This window comes from Pseudopedobacter beijingensis (assembly GCF_042678145.1).
In the GTDB taxonomy this organism is placed as follows: domain Bacteria; phylum Bacteroidota; class Bacteroidia; order Sphingobacteriales; family Sphingobacteriaceae; genus Pseudopedobacter; species Pseudopedobacter beijingensis.
This window is the reverse complement of sequence record NZ_JBHUDG010000018.1, coordinates 40024-64895: the sequence shown is the minus strand read 5'-3', so window position 1 is coordinate 64895 and position 24872 is coordinate 40024. Positions and strand designations below refer to the sequence as shown.

The window sequence follows — 24872 nt, the reverse complement described above, 5'->3', positions numbered from 1 at the left end:
TATCACTGGTTTAAATATAATGCTTAAATGGAAGTACACCTGTTTTTATTTCTTTACCAGCGGTGAGGATTTCCCCTATAGAATCTGCAAATTTCAACGTTACAGGTACACCATCACCATAAATACAAGCATTATAATTTAACTTTGTTAAACTTAAGATATCTTTACAAACCACATCTATTTCTGCATATCCTCTTGTAATAGATACATCTATTGGGTTTGGAGTTTCTAAGCCAATCTGAGTTTTAAATCTTGGAATAAAACCTTTTGTCCACAAAAAGGCCCTTTGATCATTATACTGTAACATAGTTCCTCTAGGAACACAATACTGCCCTTGTCGGTAAAGTTTAAAGGTATTATCTTGCCTTATTCTAATACCAATAATCTTTGATTTACCATTTACAGCCTCCTCAAAACCTTCCCATTCTGTATCATCAAAAAATGTTTTTGCATGAATAAAAATTTCATTCGGATAATTACCAAACCTACTATGGTATGCTTCTATTGATTGTGATACAATTTCATAAGCATCTTCTTTGGAAAGATGAAACTCTCCAGTTTTAGGATTCCACCAAGGACCTACATTACCTCGAAAGACCATACCATCACCTGAGTCCAAAAACATTTGAGCTGCACAACATGCATTTTTATTCTTCGAATCTGCCTCAGTTTTTTTATAGACCAGACCTAGATAGCAAACTCCTTCTCTTACTTCTCCCAATTTCCATGGTAGTCCTCCTAATTTATAATAAAGTGTATTTGATATATTCCATGCCTTTGCTGTATCAAACTTCCTTTCTTCTTCAATTTGCTTAGGACTTAGTATATCCTCATACGCAATTTTGCTTTCTCTTATTATTTGTGTAACAATCTTGGAATGTAATATCTTTGCTTTAAGTTGATTATGAAAATTCACTTCAAATTCATAGGCTTCTCTAAGAATATCTTTCTCTTCTTGAAAGAACATATCTAGCTGACTAGTATTTCGATCTTGCTTTTTCAATCCAATGTCAATATTGTCTTCAGCTTTCTGAATTCTAGAATTAGGTCTGCCAAACCTAAATATGTCTTCAGGAATTACAACAAACCATACATCTGCAGGCATCTCTTCATTCTCTGTGTATTTAATAAGTGGATTAACGTAGAGGTTAACCCAATTATGTACTCTTTGGTGAGAATCTGTATATTTAAGATAATTTTCAATATCTTCTTTTTTAACCTCAACTTCTATAATATTTTCAAAATTCACTGATATACCAAAAATTGTTTCTAACCCTGGAAAATTTGGTCGAGCAATATTAGTATCCGAATTAATAATTGGAGAATGAATTTTGTTCAGGTAATTAATCATCTTCTTTCTTAACTCTTTTGGTCCTATTATACCAACATTTTTAATTCCCCGGACCTTCATATGATCAAAAGGACCAAATAATAATAGTCCATCACGTGGATCTATAGCCTGTTGCCCATTTCCAAAAGTTAGAAAGGGTTCATTGATATATGCAAGAACAGGTTCAATCATTACTTTCTTCCGTTATTTCTTCGTAATAATCTTCTATTTTATCAAGATCCATCTTTGAGTTCGGGTCATTATATCCTACTTCACTCCAAAACATTTCAGGCCATTCTTTCATCTTCATAACTAAACCCTCTTGAGACACCTTAATCTTTATCTCCTCATTATCATCTTTTAGCCTTTGCAGAAAGGCCAACAATAAATCTCTCCATTCTTCATTAAAGAAACGCTTACCTTTTTTTCTTCTATAAGAATGTTGTTTCTTATCATCATCAATAATTTTAAATCCATCCGATGTAAATAAAATATGAGATTTTAAAGAAAACCCAACAAATGGAAATAACATGGGTTGAATTGATACGGCATAATGCCACATACCTATACTTTCAAATTTGCCTAAGATAGATTTGGATTTTTTCCTATTGCTATAAGGATATGTAAAATCTATCTTTTTAATTTTTTCATATTTAGGTAGAAAGTATGCTAGTCGTTTATTAGACATTTCGTTTCTCCACAGTCCTTTATATATCAAAAAGTTTGATACCACCCGATAAAGTAATCTTTTAAAGTGATTTTCTACATCCCTATGTTGTGGAAATTTGTCTGACTCAAACCCATATAAAATATCATTTAAAGAATAAATATAAGTGTGAACTGGTTTAAGCTCTATATTTTCATCGTCTCTATTAACTACAAAACTCAACTTTGCATCAAATGTCGATAAGACATTTGACATAAGACTTACAGGAATAGTTTGATTTGAGTTCCTAATTGCTTTTGCCTGTACTTCATTCGAAAATTGATACATATAAAACTCCTTTGGTAAATCTGATACTGACCACCACGAAGTATAAAATAACTCTGTTTTGGGAATAATAGAACAATTGGAAATATATTCATTTTCATACCATTCTGCCATAACAGATTTTGAAGTATCAAAGATCTGTGGAATGCTATCTTTCTCTAATTTCTTTTTTAAAATTTTTAGGCCTTCCGCCCAATTATTATTAAAAGGAATATGGTTTATATTAGGAAGCCCTATAGCTAAATTATATGGTGAATCATCTATATGTAGGGGGATAATATAGTCTTGAATGTGAAACTGCAATGCTATGCTTTTTGCATATTCAATCTCATTTTCAATACCTTGTTTAAGAATCCCTTCATTTGTAACAATATTTTTTGAATAAACAAATAATACCTTAGCTGAGGATTGAATTGCTTGCTGTATAGTAACCCAAAATCTCTCACCTCCTAATAAACCTTCTTTGTCTATCCAAACTTTATAGCCTAACATTTCTAATCGTGATGTAAGCCAAATAGAAAACTCATTATCTTGTGGTGTTGCATGACTAATAAATATGCTATCTCTATTCATTAACACTTAAAATTGATTAAATTAAAATACACCTAAACAACTATAAAAACAACAAATTACTAATTTATAAAATACATACACAAGAACTAAACTAGCCAATTCTGTTAATATGTTATTTCAAACAAATCCTCCTTCTAGCTAAATCATATCTATAATTCATAATTGTATTATTTAGCATTAAATCTATAGCTTCATTTATAATTTCTAGAGGAACTACAAACCACTCTCTCGGAATATACCTTTTTCCTTTTTTATCGAATAAATCTATATCTAAACATGTTTTTGCAAAAAAACGATGAAGCAGATTTTCTAATTGTTGCATATTGATATTGTAACATTTATAGCTTGCTACTATTTCAACATCATCAAATAAATAAGTTGCTTCTTTTGATGCATTTTTAATTCTTTCCAAAACAGGAACAGTAGAAAAACCCAGTTTAAAAAGATTCGAAATTTCTTTAATCTCTGGCTTTTGAGATTTAGATTTTAAAATATAAATCCATCCACTCTTTACGTCTTCTTCTGATACTAACCAAGAATTTTTAAACAGTTCATCCTCGATGCCTCCATCTGTATTAGTAACTAACTTGCCATTCTTTTGAATTGCTTTCGCTAAAGATCTAAATAAAAGATTCGATACTGTTCCGTTTTCAAATATAGTCACAGTTCTACCCTCTAATCTTACTCTATCGCCAGATTTATTTTCTTTGAATACTTTTGCTGCATTAGAGACTTCTAAATAAGCCAAAAGTCCATCCACTAAATAATAATTTCCTTCTACTAAGTTCTTTTCAGCATCATTAAATGGAAGCAATTTTCTCTTACCCTCTTTAAGTTCTTTGTGAACCTGCTGAAACATAGCTTCATATTTCTTAAATTCCCTTTCAGATAGTCGCTTTCTTTGTGCTATATAATCAGATTTAGCCCTATCTGACTCTGTTGGAGTATGTTTAAAATCAAAAATTGATATATCTCCTTCAATCTCTAAAAGTCCAGAATCATCATTAAAAATATCTTCTATGCTTTCATTTTTTATTTCTACTTCCCCTAGTAAATTGAAACGGTCAAAGGGTTTAAGAATAATTTTCTTGTCTTCATTATTCCTAATTTCTTTTAGTCTGGCATAAATTCCATACTCAGACATAGAACTCGTTGATGGCTCTCTATTATTCTTTTCATAAAATATATTTATTTCTTCAAAAGAATCTATAAGTCTATCCTCATCTGTCTTAACAAATGACTTTTTATCTTTTGAATCTAGTAGTCCAAAATCATCATCATTAAATATATCATCTAAAGATTTAGCCATTTTGTTCCCTTTTTCTCTTTGCGTCTTGTAAAAATAATAAAGCTTGTGCCATTCTTTGCTCTTTAGGATCGTATGATTGAATATTAGGCTTTTCACCTGTTCTTTGTACCCAATCTTTTATTTTTGGCCAAAGTATAATAGCTTCTTCTTCCGTAATCTCTAGTTTAGTTACATTAATAGTATCTTGAATCGTTTTTAAGACAGAGGTTGTAACACTTTTTGACAATATTTCAAAGGCTTTTTGGAATGGATTTATAGTATCTATTAAATCTATATGAATATCATCAATATTCACAAAGCTACCTGCCATTCTTATAAATTTCTTTGAACCCTGTTCTTCAACTGTACTATTTTTAATAACAGAATCTATAACTACATATTGTCTAACTGCCTCTACATCCTCTTCACTTAAATCTGGGTAAACTTCTCTAATTATTTTTGGTATTAAAACAGTATTTATCACTTCCGGTTCAATATTTCCCGGTAAAGCTTTGAGCATAGTATCATCTTGTAATATTTTTGCCTTCAAATCATTTAAATCACTTTCTATAATATCTTTTGCTCTTTGTGAAGTCGGCGCTTTAAATCCTCTTATTTTAATCGTATTTTCATTATGTTCATCTCCATTTTTTTCCCCATCATCGTCAAAATCCATTGGTTTAAACTTAAAATTAGGAGCTAAAACTTGCTCCATAAGTAAAGATGCCGTAATAGCCTTCAGCATATTATTTACTGCTAATTTAACTTCGTCATCTACGGCATCAGGTTGCGCAATAAGATTAGTAAACTGAGCATGTGTTTTATTATCACTATCTCTGGTTGCTCTACCAATAATTTGAATAATTTCTGTTAATGATCCACGATAACCAATTGTTAGAGCATGTTGACAGAACGGCCAATCGAAACCTTCTTTTGCCATTCCTAACGCAATAATCATATCTATATCATCCGGAGAACTAACTCCCCTTAAATAGGCAACAATCTTATCCCTTTCTGTTTGATTATCGTTAACTAAATCTGCAATTTTAAGTATTCTACCAGAACGCTTACTTTTCACATACATAACTCCTGTTTCGGAATCTTGATACTCTAGTTCTCCTATACAATCTATTACATGATTTACCTCTTCATATTTATCTTTTGAAGATTCAACAGAATTAACACTTGGAATATGTATAATAGTTTTTAAATTTTCGTCTAAAATCTCTTCCAAAGCAGACATTTTTCTTTCTGGCTGGACTTTATAATATCTCCCTTGATAGAAATGGTATCCAATTCCCAGAGATTTTAAATATTCATATCCATTTAACTGGTCATAATAGTTGTAGGTCACTTTTATAAACTTTTTTTCATCTTCTGGCAATAATACAGGAATGCTATCACCTCGAAAATAAGAACCTGTCATAGCAACAATATGTGCACTTGATTTCTCCATGATATTACGCATCACATTACCCAATTTATTGTCTCCGTCAGCAGATACATGATGAAACTCATCAATTGCTATCAAGCAATTATCTAAATCTTTTTCATTTAGTCCTTCAAAAGCAAAACGTAAAGTAGCATGTGTACAAATTAATATTTGTTCGCTACTCTGTAAAAAATGGTGAAACGCTTTTACTTTGCTTGTATCACTTCCCGGTGTACATAAATTATATTTTTGATTTGGCTCCCAATTAGAATAAAATCCATATTTGGTTAATTCTGTAGGGATAAAAGAGTTACCTATGGAGCGTTCGGGTACGGCGACTATAACTTTTTTTAAACCTTGATTTATCAACTTATCCAAAGCAATAAACATTAATGCTCTTGATTTACCCGATGCTGGTGGAGCTTTCAATAGCAAATACTTAGCTGTACGGGCTTCATAAGCTTTTGCCTGCATTTCCCGCATGCCAAGTTCATTAGTTTGCTTACTTTTACCTGTTTGGGCATAAGTGACACTAACCAAGTTTATAGGTTTGATATATTCACTATTCTGCATTCTATTGACTTTTGATAATTACTGGATTTTCTTCTTCTTAACCTTCTTTTCTTTAGCGAATAAGGTATCCTTTTTTATCATCTCTTCATAGAGTTTAAAAAGATATTCTAAACGCTCTGCATCTGAATTAAACGGAGCTAATCTATAAATTCTTTCTATAGCTTCATCCAATTCCTGATGTACTTTTTTAAGATTTAAAGGCATCGTTTCTGGATTATACATCCATGCAATAGTTTTGTCTTGATATTTAGCTCGTTCATCCAAAATAGCAAAAACATATTGGTTAATAATTTCCTTTTGCTTTTCAGAAATATTTGGAAAAGGAAAAGTGTTATAGCATAATTTTGCTGAGTATCTATATCGTGTCTCTAACTTTCCACCTATGGCATCAACCCAAATCATGTGCATCTTAGAATGAAGAACACCAAAAAGCCAAGGCTGTGCATCATAAATAGCTAAATTTGGAGCTACAATTATATCATCCTTGTTTAAAAAACCTAACGGAATATAATTTCTTTTTTCAGAAGAGACGCTTGGAATAAAGATAGCTTCTGAATTTTGATGTCTAATCTCTGCAAATTTGTGAGAAATTGCAGCTAATTTATTAGTCGCTTTTCTTTTACTTTGTAATCGAGAATTTTGAGTTCCTTTAATTCTATTTTTAATAAAATTTATACTCGATGCATAATCTAAATCTTTATCTTCTATCCATAAGCAATATTTATCAAGTCCCCTAATGAATTCTAATGAGCCATATAATTTTTTTATATACTTTAACGTTTCAGGATTTTGTTTAATTAAATCCTCTCTCTCTTCAGAAGTTAAAAATAGATAACCTCCGTCATTAGCCATATTACCAAAATTCATTTCTGGCAGCCTTGATAACGGTTTTAACCTAGATACAACGTAAATATCCTTATAATCTAACAAATATGCATTTATGTTTTTTGCTTCTCTTTTAATATTACCTAAATAAAGATACTTCTGTTTACTTGTCTTATTTGTTAACCCAATTATAACTACAGTAACCCCTGCATTTCCTTTTGCATTATTTGTCCATTTATAAGAATAGTAAGCAAATGAAATTTCTACATTAATTTTAAAAATTTTAGGCCATAATAACGAAACCTGTTCCCCTTGACATATGGAATTAGTAGAAACAAAAGCTAAACTTGCATTAATTCCCTCTATATATTTACTTCCCTTATAGAACCATATAGAGATGTAATCTAAATTATTACTTCCTTTGCCTTTTCCAAAATTAAATTCGATATCCTCTTTTTGATTATTATCTTGTTTTCTAGCCCCATAGTAAGGCGGATTACCTATAATATAAATCTCATCTGCTCCACTTTTTGAACAGACTATTTCCCAATTTATCCTCGTTGCATTTCCACAAATTATATTTCCTGCCTGTTTTAAAGGTAAAATTGGTTTAACTTGTCCATAGTCTAACAGTTCTGTTTCAAAAACTTGGTTCATTTGATGTTCTGCTAACCACAAAGATAAAATAGCCATTTCATGAGCAAAGTCTTTAATCTCAATCCCATAAAATTGAGAAAGCTGTATAGAAGTAAAATAAATAGGTATAGTTTGTCCTTGAGGAATTAAGTCAATAAGTCTTTTAATTATTTTTATCTCGAAAGCTCGGATTTCTTTGTACGTGATAATCAAAAAATTACCACTACCACAAGCAGGATCAAAGAATTTAATTTTGGATATTCTATTTATTAACTTTCTCAAACCATTATAGTTATCAAAATTCTTTTCGAATTCTTCCTCCAGTTCATCTAAAAACAATGGTCTGATTAATTTTAGAATATTTGGAACAGAAGTATAGTGCATACCCAAATCACTACGTTCAATAGGATCTGCGACTGCTTGAATCATTGAACCAAAAATATCGGGGTTAATTTCGCTCCAATCTAATTCTCCTGAAGAAACTAAAATATTTCTTGACTTTTTCGTGAATTTTGGACTTTTAATAGAATCTTTAAATAATCCTCCATTTACATAAGGGAACTTTTGTAAATAATCAGGGAAGTCGTTAGTTTCAGAATTTAGCTTTTTAAATAATAAATTTAGAAATTTATCTATATCAGAACCATCTTCTTTTGTATTATTGACCAATGTCTCTATGAAAATACTTTTTTGATTAAATATACCCGTATCTTCCGCAAAAAAGCAGAATAACAATCTGGAAAGAAAGATATTAAGTTGATGACTCCCTTCTGCTATCCAATCCTGATTGTCTGTAACTAATATCTCATATAATTCTCCTAATTTATAGGCAGCCTCTCTATCAGCTTTGTTATCGGTACTAACTCTATAAATTTCAGCACCAGATAGAGGTAAAAAGAAATCTATGTATTTAGGAAGTTCAGAAAAAGAAAAATCTTTATTTGTTTTTAGCTTAGTATCAGTAGCAATTATAGTTTTGAAGTCAGTTAAAAATATAAAGCGAGGACGATGTTTAAGAACTTTGTCGCTTTTTGACAACTCATCAATTTTATTTAATAAGTTACCTGTTTCTTCAATTTTAAAGAAGATTTTGCTTTTATAAAATAACTCTCCTTCCTTATTCGATAAATTATAATCTCCCTTTTTTAGTCTAGTAATAGTCGTTTTAGAAAGTCCAAAAGCCAAAAGAAAATTATAAATAAAATTTTCTTCATCTATATTATTTATTATCTGTTGCAGATTCTGTTGAATTTCAGACTTTTTCATTCTAATAATCCTTATTTACAAGTAAGGTTCGAATATAAAAAGAATGTAGATACATTCAATCAACAAAAAGATAAACAAAAACGCTCCCCAACCGGAGAGCGTTCTCATCATCCAAATTAAATATTGAATTATTAAAAATCAATCAATATTTGAATGCCAATCCAATCCCTTCACCTTCTCACCCACCACCATCCCAAACCCAACAATATCAGCACACCTCCTACAATCCACTTAAAACCATTCCCCCGCTTATCCTGCCTTACCTCCTTTTGCTTAATTTGCTTCCTTTCTATTGCCCTCTTTTCTTCTCCTTTGAGCAAATGCTGTTCCCTCTGATCCATCATTTTTTCCCTCTGCCTATTCTGTTTCAATCTGGAAATCACCAACTGTCCACCATCCAAACGTACACCCGAATCCGGATACCACTGAAAGGGCTGTTGTGAGATAATGGAGACCTGATAAAGCTCTGAATGAGCATGATCCCATTCACGGCTTATCTCTGACAATGCGCTACTGTCCCGTAAGTTTGTCTGCACATTTAAAACCAGAGAATCTTTGCTGACAGATCGATAATGGGAAGATTTACGAGCGCAACAGGCCAACAGCAACAGGATAGCAACGCTATAGCTAAAGACGTTCATAACCCGCCTTCCTTTCCTACCCAATCGGCATAGCGGTAAATCGTTTTTTGATGCCTTCTTTTACGGTATACGCCATCGCCCTCCCGTGATCCGGTCACATTGGTATTGCCTTCAATAGTCATCAGCCAGTCGCCATCTACCCTTTCCACCAATCCTACATGAGCGACCCTTTTCAGCTCCGGAAAGTAGATACCGAAAACCACAGCCGTTTGTGCCTCCTTTACATTTACCGAAGCATTAAACATAGCCGGAGACCATGCCGTACGGGGCAGCGCAAAGCCAGCCTGTCGGAAAACCCAGCTTACAAATGCGGCACACCAGGGCGATCCTTGCTGCAAGCCCACCGCTTTCAGGTATTCGGCCACCCGTTTACCATCATTATTCCCCGTAAGCTCCCGTACGCCAATTTCGTTACGGGCCAGCTGTACAATCCGGTTTCTGCTTTGCAGGTCAGCCTGCTGTTTCTTTAACAGATAGCCACCAGACAGGCTATGGCCGTAGATAGCAATAAGGCAAAAGAAGCCCAGTAAAATACGAGTTGCTGCCATATCGAAAGTATTTTAATTTGTGAAACCATAGCATATATATCCGGAAGTCCCAGCGTATGCAAAAAATGTTCTAAAAGCCACCAGCACAAGGCCAATAGCAACATAAATACCAGAATAGCCAGAACAATCAGGTACCATATTCCCTGATCTACCAAACCAATGGTACTATCTACCCGGTAAACCCATAGAGGTGCGCTCCACCATAGCAATAAGAGCATACTAAAAAACAGCAGCACCGCATAGGGCTTAAAAGAAAATTGAAAAATTTTTAAAGTAATCATCATACAGAAATTTTGAGTGAAATAAAAAACAAAAGCTCCCCCGACAGAGGTAATCCCCAATGACAGAGGGAGCTATTTAAGCTGTTTCAGATAAAACACAGCACTTATAAGGCCGCATATACATCCACTTCAACAGCCATGAAACCATCTCAGAAGACACCTGCTTACCCCGCCTCTTGTAAAATAGAGCAGGATTTATTTTAGCTCAACTCAGGCTCTCGTCCCTTACTTCGCTAAACAATTGCATTCTTTTCTTCCGAGAGGTCCATCTTTAAGAAGCAATCAGCACTTTACCAACGTAGGCACTGTCAGATACCTGATTGCCGTCTCTGGAAATAAAAGCAGCATAAACCTCTACTTCATCTCCCGAAAAATTAAGCGGTACGGTAATCTCCTGACTTTCATTCTCACGGCTTTCCCCTTCTATCAGAAAGATATAACGCGCTTTTGCCGGGTTATACACCAAAAACATAAGCTTGTCGTCTGCATGTGCATTATGCTCGCCCACAGCATTATTTTCCCAGCTAATGATTAAACTTTTAGGTGCCGATGAAGTAGCTACAGCGTCTGTAACCGGAGCCAAAGACCCCGAACTGATGACCAGCTTACTGTAATCAAGCTCATAATTAGGAAAAGCACCTGTAATGGCATGCTTCATAGTGTATTGCACCGCCAGATTATAACCACTTACCCGCTTTTTAGCCAGATTACCGAAACCTGTATTTACCAGCGCACTGATAGGTTTGTTGAAATGTACTGCCAGTGCAAACTTCAAATGCTGCTGTAGCTGACTTTCTGAGGGCGCCTTGCCCGATTTTCTGGGAAGACTGCGCATATAGTCTATGCCCTTCCAATGACTGCCTATAACCGTTCCGACCTTGCCGGAAAAGTTCCCGAGTATTCCTCGATTATAACGTCCCATTTTTTTTGATTTTAAAAATTAATAATTAAACCACATGGCCACTTGCTGATACCGGTATATTTTGCCTGCCATAAAACAAACATAAAGCACTGATATGCAACAAAAAACAGCGTGACGCTTATTGATGGGTATTGACCAACATTGACTGATATTGATAGTTTTGGATCTCCTGTTTTTCGTTTTTACCAGAAATTACAGAAACTGGTTATAAGCAAACGGTGACCTCATCCGGTAGTTTACCTGCGTTTTTACTACCTTTTTCTTAGTTTTTTTCTACGTTACGTAAGCGCTACGTAAGAGAAACGTAAGCCCCGCGTAAGAGGAACGTAAGAGAACTGTAGGAGAAGCGTAAGAAAAACGTAAGCTTTGCAAAGGAGATGGTACGGAGGAGATTAAGAGAACAGAGGGTGAAATGAGGGAAAAACGTAAGGAGTTTATGAATGCTGAGTTTTTAATGATGAACCATCGACCATGGACCATCGACTATGGACTATGAATTATGGACTACAAAAATTTTGATTTTTTAATTTTCTGCCCCGATACCGTCTTTGGAAAAAGACGATATCGGGATATGAAATTCAGCTGTCTTTGTTAAACTGCTGTTCCACGGCATAAATATCCGACAACAGATAAAACTTGCCACCCAATGCTCTTGGAACCAGAATACCCTTCTGTTTATAACGCAACAAAGTACTATCGCTGATACCCAATAGTTGTTTCACTTTACTGGAATCTACCAGATGGTCTTTTTCTAAGGCCTGAAGCTGCCCCTCTTTAAGCTTCAATTCCATTATGTTTTTCAATAATTCAGCGATTTGTTGAATCTCACCTTTAATCACTGGGAGCTCTTGTAAAAATTGTAAAATTTCAATCATAGCAGTATTATTTTTTAAAAAATTAAATTTATATACGTCAGGAAATAAAAAATAAGTTTGTAACTCTAATTTAATCTTGTTAGTTTAAACATAAGTTAACCCAAATCAAATAATGCTATGGAAAGAAATTTACTCTTAAAATATCTGGATGAAATACATCCTTTATCAGAAAGTTTGAAAATATTTCTGCTACATCGCCTCCGTATTTTAAGAATTTCAAAAAATGACGTTCTTTATAATCAGGGAGAAATTTTGCAAATGGTTTACTTTGTTATAAACGGACTTTTGGTTTCATATACACACATAGAAGAGCGTAAACAGATTACCGCTTTTTATAAAGAACAGGATTTTCTGATAGAACATCGTAGCTTTCATATACATCAAAAATCGCATTGTACCGTCTTTGCAGAAGAAAACTCCTATTTATTAGGGTTGCATTATCGGGATCTGATAAGTATGTACCAATTGTATCCGGAGTCGAATTATATTGCCCGCTTTTTACTGGAATACTCGCATTGTCTGAAAGACCAGCATACAGCCTTACTCCTCTACCTCAACCGTTCTGTACGTTATACCAAATTTAAAGAGCTGATGCCATGGGCACTCTCTCGTCTAAAACTGGGACAGATTGCTTCTTTTCTTAATATGGCTCCCGAAACACTCAGCCGTATCAGAAACACTGCTATATCTTGATTTAAATCAATCAATTTTTGTGTAGTAATAATAGAATTTTGCTTTAATTATCAAAAAATTGCCTTGCTTTTATGGGGAACTTCTGAATGATGAATTATTGTAATGATGAACTATATGAAACTATGAATGATTATAACTATGAATGATGAATGTTGAAACAATAAACTATGGTCTATCGACTATGGACAATTGACTACAAAACAAATCGTCATTACGAGGAACGAAGTAATCTCATTATCAAAATCTTAGCACAGAAAGTATTAACAGTCATCGCCAATCAACAAACAGACCCTTCGAGTGCCTCAGGGTGACGTCGTTTATTTAAAGTAGAAACGATGAACTGCTTTAGAATGATGAACGATTATAACTTATGAATGTTAAAATAATAAACTATGGTCTATCGACTATGGACAATTGACTACAAAACAAATCGCCATTACGAGGAACGAAGTAATCTCATTATCAAAATATTAGCATAATAATAAGTATTAACAGTCATTGCTAATCAACCAACAGACCCTTCGAGTGCCTCTGGGTGACATCGTTTATTTAAGGTAGAAACGATAAACTTATGAATGATGAACTGTTAAAACAATAAACTCTGGACTATATAACTATGAATGATGAACTACTACAAGCCATTGCTAAGAACATCAAACGTCCTGATAAGATTTGGCCGAATAACAAACATCCGTTTAGCTTTAAATTCCGCATCAGAACAATTCGGAACACACAGGTCAAGCCCTAGCAAAACCTTTTCAAAGAATTGGGCGTAGCGGAGAGTTTTTGGATACTTTTTGCGGAAAAAAGTATCTTGACTAGGCTGGTCAAGAAGCCGGAAAGCCATGAGTAAAGGCAAATAAAATAACACTCAAATAATAACAGTCATCGCCAATCAACAAACAGACCCTTCGAGTGCCTCAGGGTGACGTCGTTTATTTAGGGTAGAAACGATAAACTTCTGAACGATGAATTTTTAAAACGATGAACTGTTATAACTATGAACGATTATAGCTAGTGAATGATGAGCCATGGTCTATCGACTATGGACAATGGACTACAAAACAAATCGTCATTGCGAGGAACGAAGCAATCTCATTATCAAAATCTTAGCACAGCAAGTATTAACAGTCATTACCAATCAACAAACAGACCCTTCGAATACCTCAGGGTGACGGAGTTTATTTAAGGTAGAAACGATAAACTTCTGAATGATGAACGATTATAACTATGAATGATTTATAACGATCAATGATGAACTATAGTCAATCAACTATGGACAATGGTCTATTGACTATCGACTATTAAAACCTCAAACCATCCACACAAAAAGAAACCAATCTACAAAACAGTATAAAATAACACATATAATCTTAAAAAAAGCTCCTATAAACAAAGTGATTTATGTATCTTTGCGCTTTCAATCTAAAGTAGAATCATGATCGTTTTTGCTAAAAGCAATAGTGGTAGTATTTACGCCATCCATTCTCAAAACCCAATCTCCTCAGAAGACAAAGAAAAACTGAACTGGCTGCTAGACGGCAAAGTATTAGATAACAATACTTTAGAGGGATTTTTTAAAGGGCCACGTAAAGAAATGTTAACCCCATGGGCAACAAATGCTGTAGAAATCACCCAAAACATGGGGATTCAGGGAATCTTACGTATCGAGGAATTTTCAGAAGTAGACAACGCCAATGCTGCACACGACAGCATGCTGGAAGTAATTTACAATGGTCTGGGACAGGATATTTTCGAAATCGATATCCAACCAGAGCCTATTAAATATATTGATGACATTGACACCTTCAATAAAGAAGAAGGTTTGGCATTGAGTGACGAAGAAATCAATTACTTAAAATCTGTTGCCGAGAAAAACGGACGTAAACTAACAGATTCTGAAGTTTTTGGTTTCTCTCAGGTAAATTCGGAACACTGCCGTCATAAAATCTTCAATGGTCGTTTTATTATAGATGGTGAAGAAAAACCACTTTCTCTATTCAAATTAATCAAAAAGACCACGGAGACCAATCCTAACAAAGTAGTTTCTGCTTATAAGGATAACGTTTCTTTCACTAAAGGGCCTAAAATGGAGCAATTTGCTCCGGCTACACAAGATAAAGCAGACTTTTTTGAAGTTACAGAGGTAGATTCTGTACTTTCTTTAAAAGCCGAAACACACAACTTCCCTACTACGGTAGAGCCTTTCAACGGTGCCGCTACAGGTTCTGGTGGTGAAATTAGAGACAGAATTGCTGGAGGTATAGGTAGTGCACCTTTAGCCGGAACAGCAGTTTACATGACTTCTTATTCTCGTTTAGAAAAAGGAAGAGATTGGGAAAACGGTATGCCGGAAAGAGATTGGTTATACCAAACACCAATGGACATCCTGATCAAAGCATCTAATGGTGCTTCTGATTTTGGAAATAAATTTGGTCAGCCGGTAATTAACGGTTCTGTTTTCACTTTCGAACACGAAGAAAATGGTAAACGTTTTGGTTTTGATAAAGTAATTATGCAAGCTGGTGGTATTGGCTACGGTTTGTATAAAGATGCTAAAAAGAACGATCCTAAAGCTGGAGATAAAATTGTAGTGATGGGTGGCGACAACTACCGCATTGGTATGGGTGGTTCGGCAGTATCTTCTTTAGATACAGGAGCATCTAACAGCGCTATTGAATTAAACGCCATTCAACGTTCTAACCCAGAAATGCAAAAAAGGGTTTTCAACGCTATCAGAGCGATGATGGAAAGCGGACACAACCCAATCGTATCTATACATGACCATGGTGCAGGTGGCCACTTAAACTGTCTTTCTGAATTGGTTGAGGCTACAGGTGGTAAAATTGATTTATCTAAATTACCTGTGGGCGACCCTACCCTTTCTGCTAAAGAAATCTGCGGAAACGAATCTCAGGAAAGAATGGGATTGGTGATTCAGGAGAAAGATATTGATACTCTACAAAAAGTAGCTGAAAGAGAAAGAGCACCTTTCTATGTAGTTGGTGATATTACTGGCGACCATCAGTTCACTTTTGAATCTTCAGTTACGGGCGAAAAACCTATCGACTGGAAATTGGAAGATATGTTCGGTAATCCTCCAAAAACGATTATGACTGACGAGAAACAAACAGAAAGTTTCTCTGATATCGAATATAAAGAAGAAAAACTAGACACTTACTTAAACGAAGTTCTTCAATTAGAAGCTGTTGCTTGTAAAGACTGGTTAACAAATAAAGTAGACCGTTCTGTAACAGGTAGAGTGGCACAACAACAAAACGTTGGTTCTTTACAATTGCCTTTAAGCAACTTTGGTGCTATGGCAATGGATTACAGAGGAAAAGCGGGTGTAGCAACAGCCGTAGGACATGCTCCTGCGATTGCTTTAGCTAATGCTGCTGCCGGATCTAGAATCGCAATAGCTGAATCTTTGGCAAATATTGTTTTTGCACCGATAGAAAGTGGCCTTGCTGGTATTTCTTTAAGTGCCAACTGGATGTGGCCTTGTAAAAACAAAGGTGAAGATGCCCGTTTATACGACGCGGTTGAAGCGGTAAGTAATTTTGCCTGCGAATTGGGAATCAATATCCCGACGGGTAAAGATTCTTTATCTATGACGCAGAAATACAAAGACGGCGTGGTTTACTCTCCGGGTACTGTAATTATCTCTGCTTCTGGCGAAGTTACCGATGTTAAAAAACACGTTACGCCAAACTTGTTAAAACAAGAAGGTACAGAGTTGATTTATATTGACTTAACTAAATCTGAATTGGCTTTAGGTGGATCTTCTTTTGCACAGGTATTAAACAAAGTTGGAAATAATACCCCTGACATTAAAGATGTTGCTTATTTTAAAGCTGCTTTCAATGCGGTTCAGGATTTAATTGAAAATGATTTAGTTCTTGCAGGACATGACGTTTCTTCTGGTGGTTTAATTACTACTTTATTAGAAATGTGTTTTGCAGAAAAGAATATTACTATTGACGCCAACGTTGATTTCTTCAACGAAACGAGTCTAACTAAAGTATTATTTGCCGAAAACCCTGCTTTGGTACTTCAGGTAAGCAATGCGGCAGAAATAAAAGCCAAACTTGCAGCCCAAGGTGTTAATGCCCAAACTATTGGTAAAGTAGTTTTAGGTAACGAATTAACAATAAGCTTAAACGGTAACAAAAAATCTTTCAATGTTGACGATTTAAGAACTACCTGGTACAAAACTTCTTATTTATTAGACCTGAAACAAACTAAGCCTGAATTGGCTACAGAGCGTTTCGAGAACTATACCAACCACGCCATCGAATTCAGATTCCCTGAGAACTTTACAGGAAAACTGGTTGATTTAGGTTTAGAGCATGGCAGAAAAACAAAAAGCGGTATTAAAGCAGCTATCATCAGAGAAAAAGGTGTAAACGGCGATCGTGAAATGGCTTACTCTATGTTCTTAGCTGGTTTTGACGTGAAAGACGTTCACATGACCGACTTAATTTCTGGTAGAGAAGACCTTTCTGATGTAAACTTTATTGTTTATGTGGGTGGTTTCTCCAATTCAGACGTGTTAGGTTCTGCAAAAGGTTGGGCTGGTGCATTCTTATACAACCAAAAAGCAAAAGCAGCTTTAGATAACTTCTACGCTCGTCCGGACACTTTATCTTTAGGTGTTTGTAACGGATGTCAGTTAATGGTAGAGTTAGGCTTAATCTATCCTGAGCATAAAGAAAGAGTAAAAATGAAGCATAACAGTTCTGGTAAGTTCGAATCTATCTTCCTGAACGTGAATGTTGCCAAAGACACCAACTCAATCTTATTGAAATCTTTAGCTGGCTCTAAATTAGGTATTTGGGTTGCTCACGGAGAAGGAAAATTCGAGTTCCCTTACGAGTGCAGCGAGTACAATATTGCTATTGGCTATAGCCACGGAACTTATCCTGCAAACCCTAACGGATCCAGAGATAATACCGCAGCTATTGTTTCTAAAGACGGCCGTCATTTAGCCATGATGCCACACTTAGAAAGAGCAATATTCCCTTGGCAAAATGGTTTTTACCCAAGCAACAGAAAATCTGATGAGGTTACCCCTTGGATTGAAGCTTTCGTAAATGCCAGAAAATGGATTGAAGAAAATAAAAAATAAAATAACAAAATCTAAAAAACGGGCTGTCTCAAATTAGTGTTTTTTGTCAGGCTGAACGGAGTCGAAGTCTATTTAGTGCCACTCAAGGCATATTTCGACTCCGCTCAATATGACAATTCCTGTTTATGAGACAGCCTCTTTTTTCTTTAGGCATTTTTGCCGCTTATACTACAACCATGGCATCATTCGAAGAGTTGAACCTGATTCAACCCATACAAAAAGCTTTAAAGTCTTTAAACTACAGTAACCCAACTCCTATTCAGGAACAAGCCATTCCATTAATCTTACAGAAGAAAGATCTTTTAGGATGCGCACAAACCGGAACCGGAAAAACTGCGGCTTTCGCCATCCCTATTCTGCAATTGCTGAATGAGGAGTTGAAACAAAGTCACCAGAAAAATGCCATTAAAGCTTTAATTGTAACACCAACCCGTGAGCTGGCTATCCAGATTGGCGACAGCTTTAGCGACTATGGCAAAAACCTGAGGTTAAAACATGCCGTTATCTTTGGTGGGGTAAATCAGAAATCACAAGTAGATGCACTGCAAAAAGGTGTAGATATTTTAGTAGCTACCCCGGGACGGTTGCTGGATCTGATGCATCAAAAGCACCTGAGCTTAAAGCACATCAGTCTTTTTGTGCTGGACGAAGCAGACAGGATGCTGGATATGGGTTTTATCAATGATGTCAAGAAAATTATTGCCGTATTACCACAGCACAGACAATCGCTGTTCTTTTCCGCCACCATGCCGCCAGTCATTCAAAAACTGTCTGAAGAGATTTTAAAATCGCCGGTAAAAGTTGAAGTTACACCTGCTTCATCAACAGCAGAAACCATTAACCAGACCGTATATTTTGTAGACAAAGGCAATAAGAACAATTTATTATTCCATATACTCACAGACAGGAACATAGACTCTGTACTGGTTTTTACCAAAACAAAACATGGCGCAGACAAAGTAGTGAAAGTACTGTTAAAAGAAAACATCAAATCTGCCGCCATCCACGGAAACAAATCTCAGAACGCCAGACAAAGAGCATTGGAGGAGTTCAAGACTAAAAAAATAAGAGTACTAGTAGCTACAGACATTGCCGCCAGAGGGATAGATGTAGATAATTTAAAATATGTAATTAACTACGAAATACCCAATATCCCCGAAACCTATGTACATAGAATAGGCCGCAGCGGAAGAGCCGGAGCCGAAGGTATTGCCTTCTCCTTTTGCGATGTAGACGAAAAACCATTTTTAAAAGATATAGAGAAAGTAATAGGTTTATCTATCCCGGTGGCTGAAAACAATCCTTTCCCCATGCAGAACTTCACGGCTAAGGAAACCGATAAAAAAGCAGCTAAGAAACCTGCTTCACACAGTCATAAAGCCAGCGGAGAAAACAAGGGAACTAATAAACCAGCTAAGAATACCGATAAAAAGAACCATAGCGGCTACGACTGGAGAAAAAAGAACAAGAACTCTTCCAAAGACGGACAGTCAAGCACCGGAGGATCAAAAAGAAGAGGCTTTAGAGGAAATAAGGATATAACTACTTACTAAAAACAAACGGGATGATGGGGTTGTATCAAAAGTAAAAATGCTGTCATTTCGATGAGTACAACGAAGAGAAATCTTATTCACTGGTACTCCTGATACAGATCCCTCGACTGCGCTCGGGATGACGATTTGTTTTATAGTCCATTGTCCATAGTCGATAGACCATAGTTCATAGTTTTCATCATTCAGAAGTTCATCGTTCCCCCTCTCAAACAAACCACGTCACCCTGAGGTATTTGAAGGATCTGTTGGTTAATGGCTCTTATCGTTAATGCTCTTATAATGAGATTGCTTCGTTCCTCGCAATGACGATTTGTTTTATAGTCAATTGTCCATAGTCGATAGACCATAGTTTATTGTTTTAACATTCATCATTCAGAAGTTTTAATCGTTCATCATTCAAAAGTTTTAATCGTTCCCCCTCTCAAACAAACCACGTCACCCTGAGGCACTCGAAGGGTCTGTTGGTTGATTGGTAATGACTGTTATTTTTTTGCCTTTATTCATGGCTTTCCGTCTTCATAGCCAGACAGGCCTAGTTCATTTTTCCTTGATGAAAAACGAACCAAAAAAATGAGCTTGCGAGTTCATGAATACCAAAAAACAATAAAAACTAATGAATAAATCAAGGCTTATAACCTTTGTTGCTTCACCTATACCAATCTTTTGACAGCTGCAATCTGCACACGTGGATTTGTTAATTGGTTTATGACTGGTTATGCACCACGTCAGATTGCATTGTTGGTGCTGTATTATATGTTAGTAAATGAAGATTGCTATGGTTACGCTGCCAAATCTTATCAGGCCGGAAGGGCGTTCTTAACAATGGCTTGTAGTAGTTCATCATTCATAGTCGATAGATCATGGCTCATTGTTTTAACATTCATCGTTCAGAAGTTTATCGTTCCCGCCTTAAACAAACGACGTCACCCTGAGGTATTTGAAGGGTCTGTTGGTTAATGGCTCTTATAATGAGATTGCTTCGTTCCTCGCAATGACGATTTGTTTTATAGTCAATTGTCCATAGTCGATAGACCATAGCTCATCATTCATAGTTTATAATCGTTCATCATTCATAGTTATATAGTCCATAGTCCATGGCTCATCATTCATCATTCATCATTCATCATTCATCATTCATCATTCATCATTCATCATTCATCATTCTAAAGTTCATAGTTTTAATCGTTCATCGTTCTCTCCCCCTAATTAAACATCATCACAGAAGGTAATTCTATTTTCTTATTATCCGTTCCTTTAACATAAAACTTCAAAGCAGAAGCGGGACCATTATCAAAATAAGTAATTCTTATTTTATGCAATCCTTTCTTTAACGGAACACCCGCAGAACGCTCATACTGAAATATCCTGCCATCATTCTCTATAATCTGCTCATCATCAATATATAAACGGCTACCATCATTACTGGATAAAGAGAACTCGAACGTAGCATCCTCATTTACATTGATATACCCTGTATAAACCAATCCATATTCTCTAGCCTTATTTTTTATCTTAGCCAGGTTAATAGCATCTACAGTCCCTTTCTGAGTAGCTGTATTGGTATCCAGTTCCAGCGTAGTGGTAAACTTACCGGGAATATAATAGTACTTTAAACTTCCCTTAGTTAAAGTAAAAGCTGGTTGTTGCGCCTCAAATGCATCTCTGTTAAAAAGCTTGGTTGCCACAATCTTGCCTCGTCTGTTATTTTGAGTTATAGCTATAGACTTCACCTCTCTGGATTCACCTTTAGGTACATTAACCGTAAGATCTCCTTTATATAACATAGCAGTTTCATCTGGGTTAGAACCATCTATGGTGTAATAAATATGAGCTCCTACTACCGGTGCTTTCCACTTAAAATCATAAGATCCCGTTACATTAATACTGGTATCCTTAGCGCCAATGACTTCAGGCACCCGGTATGAAAGATACTGCTTATCCAATTCTGCCAGATGCATAGGTAATCTGTCTTCATTAAAATTCTTATAGTTTTTATTGGCAATTTGTGTCCAGGCAATCTCAGATAAAGCCATTAATCTTGGTAAAAGCATATATTCCACTTTATTGGAAGTAGGTATATATTCTGTCCATAAGTTAGCCTGTACCCCTATTACGTATTGCTGTTGCTCGGCGGTTAAAGCACTTGAAGCCGGATTATAGTTATACACACGCTCTATAAAACCGTTGCCGCCAATAGTAGTAGGTTCCTGATCTGTCCTGCCCTGAATATGATCAAAATACAAACCCTGATTACTTGGCGTCATAATTACATTATGTTTTTGTCTGGCAGCCTCTATTCCTCCTTTTTCACCTCTCCACGACATTACCGTAGCATTAGGAGCCAATCCACCTTCCAATATCTCGTCCCACCCAATAATATCACGACCTTTTTTATTCAAAAACTTCTCCATTCTATGGATAAAATACGATTGCAACTCATGCTCGTCTTTAAGTTTCTGGTGTTTAATACGTTTTTGACAGAACTCACAGGTTTTCCATCTGTCTTTAGGAGCTTCATCACCACCTATATGAATAAATTTAGAAGGAAAAATATCCAGCACTTCGGTCAGTACATCCTCCAGAAAATGAAAAGTCTCTTCTTTTCCGGCACAATAAATATCAGGAAAAACACCCCACATTTCAGCCACCTTAAAAGGGCCAGGATGTTTACCGCATGCCAACTCCGGATAAGCCGTTAAAACTGCCAGCGAATGTCCGGGAAGTTCAATCTCTGGAATTACGTTAATATATTTAGAAGCTGCATAAGCCACTACCTCTCTGGCTTCTTCCTGCGTGTAAAAACCTCCATATTTAACCCCATCATAAATTCTGGGGAAAGTCTGGTGGTAATTGCCTATCACCGTTTGTTTTCTGTAAGCCCCTATCTCTGTTAATTTAGGATATTTCTTAATCTCTAATCGCCACCCCTGATCTTCTGTTAAATGCCAGTGAAAATTATTCAATTTATACATAGCCATCAGGTCTATATACTTTTTGATGAAAGATACAGGAAACAGGTGCCTGCCAACATCTAAATGCATACCCCTATAAGCAAAACGAGGTTCATCATTGATCAGTAACTGAGGGAGTTTATTTTCGTTTAATCTGTTTGCTAAATAAAGCTGAGACAAAGATTGGGTGCCGTAGAATACTCCTTTAGCCTTTCCCTCTATAAGTATCTGATCTGCTGAAATGGTCAGTCGATAAGCTTCGTCTTTAAAGTCCGGCGATGAGTTAAAAGAAATAAGCGTTTTGGGTTTCTGTATAAAGTTTTTGGCAATCACCAACTCTATACCTTCTGTTGATTTAACCAGATCGCGAAACAATTCGGCTGATTTTCTGTCTTCAGCCGTATTGAATATAATAGCAGTTTCCTGATCTAATTTGAAGAAACCATTTCTTTCCTGTATAGAATTTGGCATGGGAATAATGCCGTAGTTCTTATTTTGAGCAAATACAAAGGTACAAGCCAATAATGACAGTAATACTAAATAAAGTTTACGCATAGTATTTAAGTATATGAATAGATATAGTAAGTACGTTATAGTTTATAAAGCTATTTAACGTTAACAATAATAAACAATCCTTAGGTTTAATCAAAACTATATCAGCGAAGTAAGGAATACTTCTTAAAAAATTAAACAACTTTTAGAGATACACAGAGAAACCTGAATGCCTGGGTATTAAAAGCATAAAGACCGTTTACGGATAGTATGGGTTGAGTACCACGCTTACTGTAAACGGTCTTTAAGATATAGTATTATAAAGATACGGTTTCTGTATCTATTGGAGAGTACTCATGCATCATTTCTTCCGCTTTAAGCACCATATTTTTAGAACCAATGAATATACATGAACGTTGATGAACTTCTGTTACATCAAGGTCTAAAATGCGTTTAAAGCCATTAGTCGCTCTTCCACCAGCCTGTTCTATAATAAAAGCCAATGGGTTACATTCGTACACCAATCTCAGTTTTCCCTTGGGGTTACTTGCCGTTGTTGGATAAATAAAGATTCCGCCTCTGATCAGGTTTCTGTGTAAATCGGCAACCATAGAGCCAATATACCTGGATGTATATGGCCTGTGGGTTTCTTTATCATGTACCTGGCAATATTTAATGTATTTCTTTACTCCCTCCGGGAAATGAACATAATAACCTTCATTAATACTGTAAATAGTACCATCTTCAGGTATCTTCATATCTGGATGCGAAAGACAAAACTCGCCGATAGATGGGTCAAGCGTAAAACCATTTACACCTTTACCGGTAGTATAAACCAGCATAGTAGACGAACCATACACAATATAACCTGCAGCAACCTGTTCTGTTCCTCTTTGTAATACATCAGATTCGTTAGGTTCTTCGTCTATATTAGTTTTACGTCTGTAAATAGAGAAAGTAGTACCTACCGCTACATTTACTTCAATATTAGAAGAGCCATCCAGCGGGTCAATAGCAACTATATATTTTCCGTCTTTTGAAAATTTGGAGTTTAATAACACCACCTCTTCATTTTCTTCTGATGCCACCAGACAACATTCGCCCCCACTTTCCAGCGCACTGATAAACTGCTCATTGGCATAAATATCCAGCTTCTTTTGGGATTCGCCCTGCACATTTACCGTTCCTGCTTCTCCCAGGATATCCACCAGTCCTGCCTTATTAATTTCTCTGTTTACAATTTTTGCTGCAATCCCGATATCTCTCAATAACCTGGAAAGTTCTCCTTTTGCGTAAGGGAAGTCCGCTTGTTTTTCTATAATAAACTGCCCTAGTGTCTTTACTGTAGCCATAAATACTTAGTGTACTTTATACATTATCTATTAGTCAATTCTATGATTTCTAATGTATGTATTTTTTTTTCAGAAATGCAAAACCTAATTAAAGTTCTTTGTTTATGCCAACCTTGCTTTCCTGCTGCACCGGGGTTTATATGTAAGCATTGTATTTTTTTGTCGTAAATAACTTTCAGTATGTGCGAGTGTCCGCAAACAAACAGATCTGGCGGGTTAGTGTATATCTCAGGCTTCACCAACGCGCTGTATTTATCCGGGTAACCTCCAATATGTGTCATCCATACATCAACCTCTTCGCACATAAACCTCAAATGTTCTGGATAAACCACTCTCACATCCTTTCCATCTATATTCCCGTAAACACCTTTCAGGGGCTTAAATTGGGCTAATTTATCAGCAAGTTCTATATTTCCAAAATCGCCTGCATGCCATATTTCATCCCTGTCGTCAAAATATTTAAATACAGCATCGTCCAGGTAGCTGTGGGTATCTGCCAATAAACCTATCTTCTTCATA

General features: G+C 35.8%; 16 protein-coding genes. 3 read left to right on the top strand and 13 right to left on the bottom strand.

The annotated features are described in order from the left end of the window. Positions 1 to 10: 10 nt before the first annotated feature. The 10 genes from ACFSAH_RS11795 to ACFSAH_RS11750 all read right to left on the bottom strand — a co-directional run bounded on the left by ACFSAH_RS11795 (position 11) and on the right by ACFSAH_RS11750 (position 12181). Entirely contained in the window at positions 11 to 1522 is a 1512-nt protein-coding gene (locus ACFSAH_RS11795; RefSeq protein WP_379662944.1) for an argonaute/piwi family protein, read from the bottom strand. Further along, positions 1515 to 2894, bottom strand: a complete 1380-nt coding sequence (locus ACFSAH_RS11790) for a toll/interleukin-1 receptor domain-containing protein (protein WP_379662943.1) — start codon at positions 2892 to 2894, stop codon at positions 1515 to 1517. The genes ACFSAH_RS11795 and ACFSAH_RS11790 overlap by 8 nt, the downstream gene beginning before the upstream one ends. Before the next feature lie 112 nt (positions 2895 to 3006). Continuing rightward, the gene (locus ACFSAH_RS11785) at positions 3007 to 4203 is read right to left on the bottom strand and encodes a GIY-YIG nuclease family protein (RefSeq protein ID WP_379662942.1); all 1197 of its coding nucleotides are present in this window, start codon (positions 4201 to 4203) and stop codon (positions 3007 to 3009) included. After that, entirely contained in the window at positions 4196 to 6187 is a 1992-nt protein-coding gene (locus tag ACFSAH_RS11780; RefSeq protein ID WP_379662941.1) for a DEAD/DEAH box helicase, read from the bottom strand. The genes ACFSAH_RS11785 and ACFSAH_RS11780 overlap by 8 nt, the downstream gene beginning before the upstream one ends. An 18-nt stretch (positions 6188 to 6205) precedes the next feature. Then, complete coding sequence (locus ACFSAH_RS11775; protein ID WP_379662940.1) at positions 6206 to 8914, bottom strand: class I SAM-dependent DNA methyltransferase; 2709 nt, start codon at positions 8912 to 8914, stop codon at positions 6206 to 6208. Between the two features lie 170 nt (positions 8915 to 9084). Next, entirely contained in the window at positions 9085 to 9555 is a 471-nt protein-coding gene (locus ACFSAH_RS11770; protein ID WP_379662939.1) for a hypothetical protein, read from the bottom strand. Next, positions 9552 to 10103: a CHAP domain-containing protein gene (locus ACFSAH_RS11765; RefSeq protein WP_379662938.1), complete on the bottom strand. Its 552-nt coding sequence runs from the start codon at positions 10101 to 10103 to the stop codon at positions 9552 to 9554. Before ACFSAH_RS11765 ends, ACFSAH_RS11770 begins: the two co-directional genes overlap by 4 nt. Further along, on the bottom strand, positions 10022 to 10387 hold the full coding sequence (locus ACFSAH_RS11760) for a hypothetical protein (protein WP_379662937.1): 366 nt from the start codon (positions 10385 to 10387) through the stop codon (positions 10022 to 10024). The genes ACFSAH_RS11765 and ACFSAH_RS11760 overlap by 82 nt, the downstream gene beginning before the upstream one ends. Before the next feature lie 268 nt (positions 10388 to 10655). Then, on the bottom strand, positions 10656 to 11306 hold the full coding sequence (locus tag ACFSAH_RS11755; protein WP_379662936.1) for a DUF6266 family protein: 651 nt from the start codon (positions 11304 to 11306) through the stop codon (positions 10656 to 10658). 578 nt (positions 11307 to 11884) lie between these two features. After that, positions 11885 to 12181 (bottom strand): MerR family transcriptional regulator, encoded by a 297-nt coding sequence (locus ACFSAH_RS11750; RefSeq protein ID WP_379662935.1) that lies wholly within the window; start codon positions 12179 to 12181, stop codon positions 11885 to 11887. A gap of 117 nt (positions 12182 to 12298) precedes the next feature. Between ACFSAH_RS11750 and ACFSAH_RS11745 the strand changes: the two genes are divergently transcribed. The 3 genes from ACFSAH_RS11745 (at position 12299) to ACFSAH_RS11735 (ending at position 19558) form a co-directional block, all read left to right on the top strand. Next, entirely contained in the window at positions 12299 to 12874 is a 576-nt protein-coding gene (locus ACFSAH_RS11745) for a Crp/Fnr family transcriptional regulator (protein WP_379662934.1), read from the top strand. A gap of 1438 nt (positions 12875 to 14312) precedes the next feature. Then, a complete protein-coding gene (gene purL / locus ACFSAH_RS11740; protein ID WP_379662933.1) occupies positions 14313 to 18005 on the top strand; it encodes a phosphoribosylformylglycinamidine synthase in 3693 nt (1230 codons plus the stop codon). 125 nt (positions 18006 to 18130) lie between these two features. Continuing rightward, positions 18131 to 19558, top strand: a complete 1428-nt coding sequence (locus ACFSAH_RS11735) for a DEAD/DEAH box helicase (protein WP_379662932.1) — start codon at positions 18131 to 18133, stop codon at positions 19556 to 19558. Between the two features lie 1202 nt (positions 19559 to 20760). On the opposite strand, the gene ACFSAH_RS11730 is transcribed toward ACFSAH_RS11735, so the two are convergent. The 3 genes from ACFSAH_RS11730 to ACFSAH_RS11720 all read right to left on the bottom strand — a co-directional run bounded on the left by ACFSAH_RS11730 (position 20761) and on the right by ACFSAH_RS11720 (position 24871). Then, positions 20761 to 23064, bottom strand: a complete 2304-nt coding sequence (locus ACFSAH_RS11730; protein WP_379662931.1) for a family 20 glycosylhydrolase — start codon at positions 23062 to 23064, stop codon at positions 20761 to 20763. Between the two features lie 254 nt (positions 23065 to 23318). Then, positions 23319 to 24353 (bottom strand): class 1 fructose-bisphosphatase, encoded by a 1035-nt coding sequence (gene fbp, locus ACFSAH_RS11725; RefSeq protein WP_379662930.1) that lies wholly within the window; start codon positions 24351 to 24353, stop codon positions 23319 to 23321. A gap of 23 nt (positions 24354 to 24376) precedes the next feature. Beyond that, positions 24377 to 24871, bottom strand: coding sequence for a metallophosphoesterase family protein (locus tag ACFSAH_RS11720; RefSeq protein ID WP_379662929.1), 495 nt, complete (start codon positions 24869 to 24871; stop codon positions 24377 to 24379). Between the last annotated feature and the right edge of the window lies 1 nt (position 24872).

What these genes read in the sequence shown, in the direction of transcription:
- ACFSAH_RS11760 (WP_379662937.1), bottom strand. Translation starts at nt 10,387, where the DNA reads ATGATGATTACTTTAAAAATTTTTCAATTTTCTTTTAAGCCCTATGCG.
- ACFSAH_RS11785 (WP_379662942.1), bottom strand. Translation starts at nt 4,203, where the DNA reads ATGGCTAAATCTTTAGATGATATATTTAATGATGATGATTTTGGACTA.
- ACFSAH_RS11775 (WP_379662940.1), bottom strand. Translation starts at nt 8,914, where the DNA reads ATGAAAAAGTCTGAAATTCAACAGAATCTGCAACAGATAATAAATAAT.
- ACFSAH_RS11795 (WP_379662944.1), bottom strand. Translation starts at nt 1,522, where the DNA reads ATGATTGAACCTGTTCTTGCATATATCAATGAACCCTTTCTAACTTTT.
- ACFSAH_RS11745 (WP_379662934.1), top strand. Translation starts at nt 12,299, where the DNA reads ATGGAAAGAAATTTACTCTTAAAATATCTGGATGAAATACATCCTTTA.
- ACFSAH_RS11755 (WP_379662936.1), bottom strand. Translation starts at nt 11,306, where the DNA reads ATGGGACGTTATAATCGAGGAATACTCGGGAACTTTTCCGGCAAGGTC.
- purL (WP_379662933.1), top strand. Translation starts at nt 14,313, where the DNA reads ATGATCGTTTTTGCTAAAAGCAATAGTGGTAGTATTTACGCCATCCAT.
- ACFSAH_RS11735 (WP_379662932.1), top strand. Translation starts at nt 18,131, where the DNA reads ATGAGACAGCCTCTTTTTTCTTTAGGCATTTTTGCCGCTTATACTACA.
- ACFSAH_RS11730 (WP_379662931.1), bottom strand. Translation starts at nt 23,064, where the DNA reads ATGCGTAAACTTTATTTAGTATTACTGTCATTATTGGCTTGTACCTTT.
- ACFSAH_RS11720 (WP_379662929.1), bottom strand. Translation starts at nt 24,871, where the DNA reads ATGAAGAAGATAGGTTTATTGGCAGATACCCACAGCTACCTGGACGAT.
- ACFSAH_RS11765 (WP_379662938.1), bottom strand. Translation starts at nt 10,103, where the DNA reads ATGGCAGCAACTCGTATTTTACTGGGCTTCTTTTGCCTTATTGCTATC.
- ACFSAH_RS11780 (WP_379662941.1), bottom strand. Translation starts at nt 6,187, where the DNA reads ATGCAGAATAGTGAATATATCAAACCTATAAACTTGGTTAGTGTCACT.
- ACFSAH_RS11790 (WP_379662943.1), bottom strand. Translation starts at nt 2,894, where the DNA reads ATGAATAGAGATAGCATATTTATTAGTCATGCAACACCACAAGATAAT.
- ACFSAH_RS11750 (WP_379662935.1), bottom strand. Translation starts at nt 12,181, where the DNA reads ATGATTGAAATTTTACAATTTTTACAAGAGCTCCCAGTGATTAAAGGT.
- fbp (WP_379662930.1), bottom strand. Translation starts at nt 24,353, where the DNA reads ATGGCTACAGTAAAGACACTAGGGCAGTTTATTATAGAAAAACAAGCG.
- ACFSAH_RS11770 (WP_379662939.1), bottom strand. Translation starts at nt 9,555, where the DNA reads ATGAACGTCTTTAGCTATAGCGTTGCTATCCTGTTGCTGTTGGCCTGT.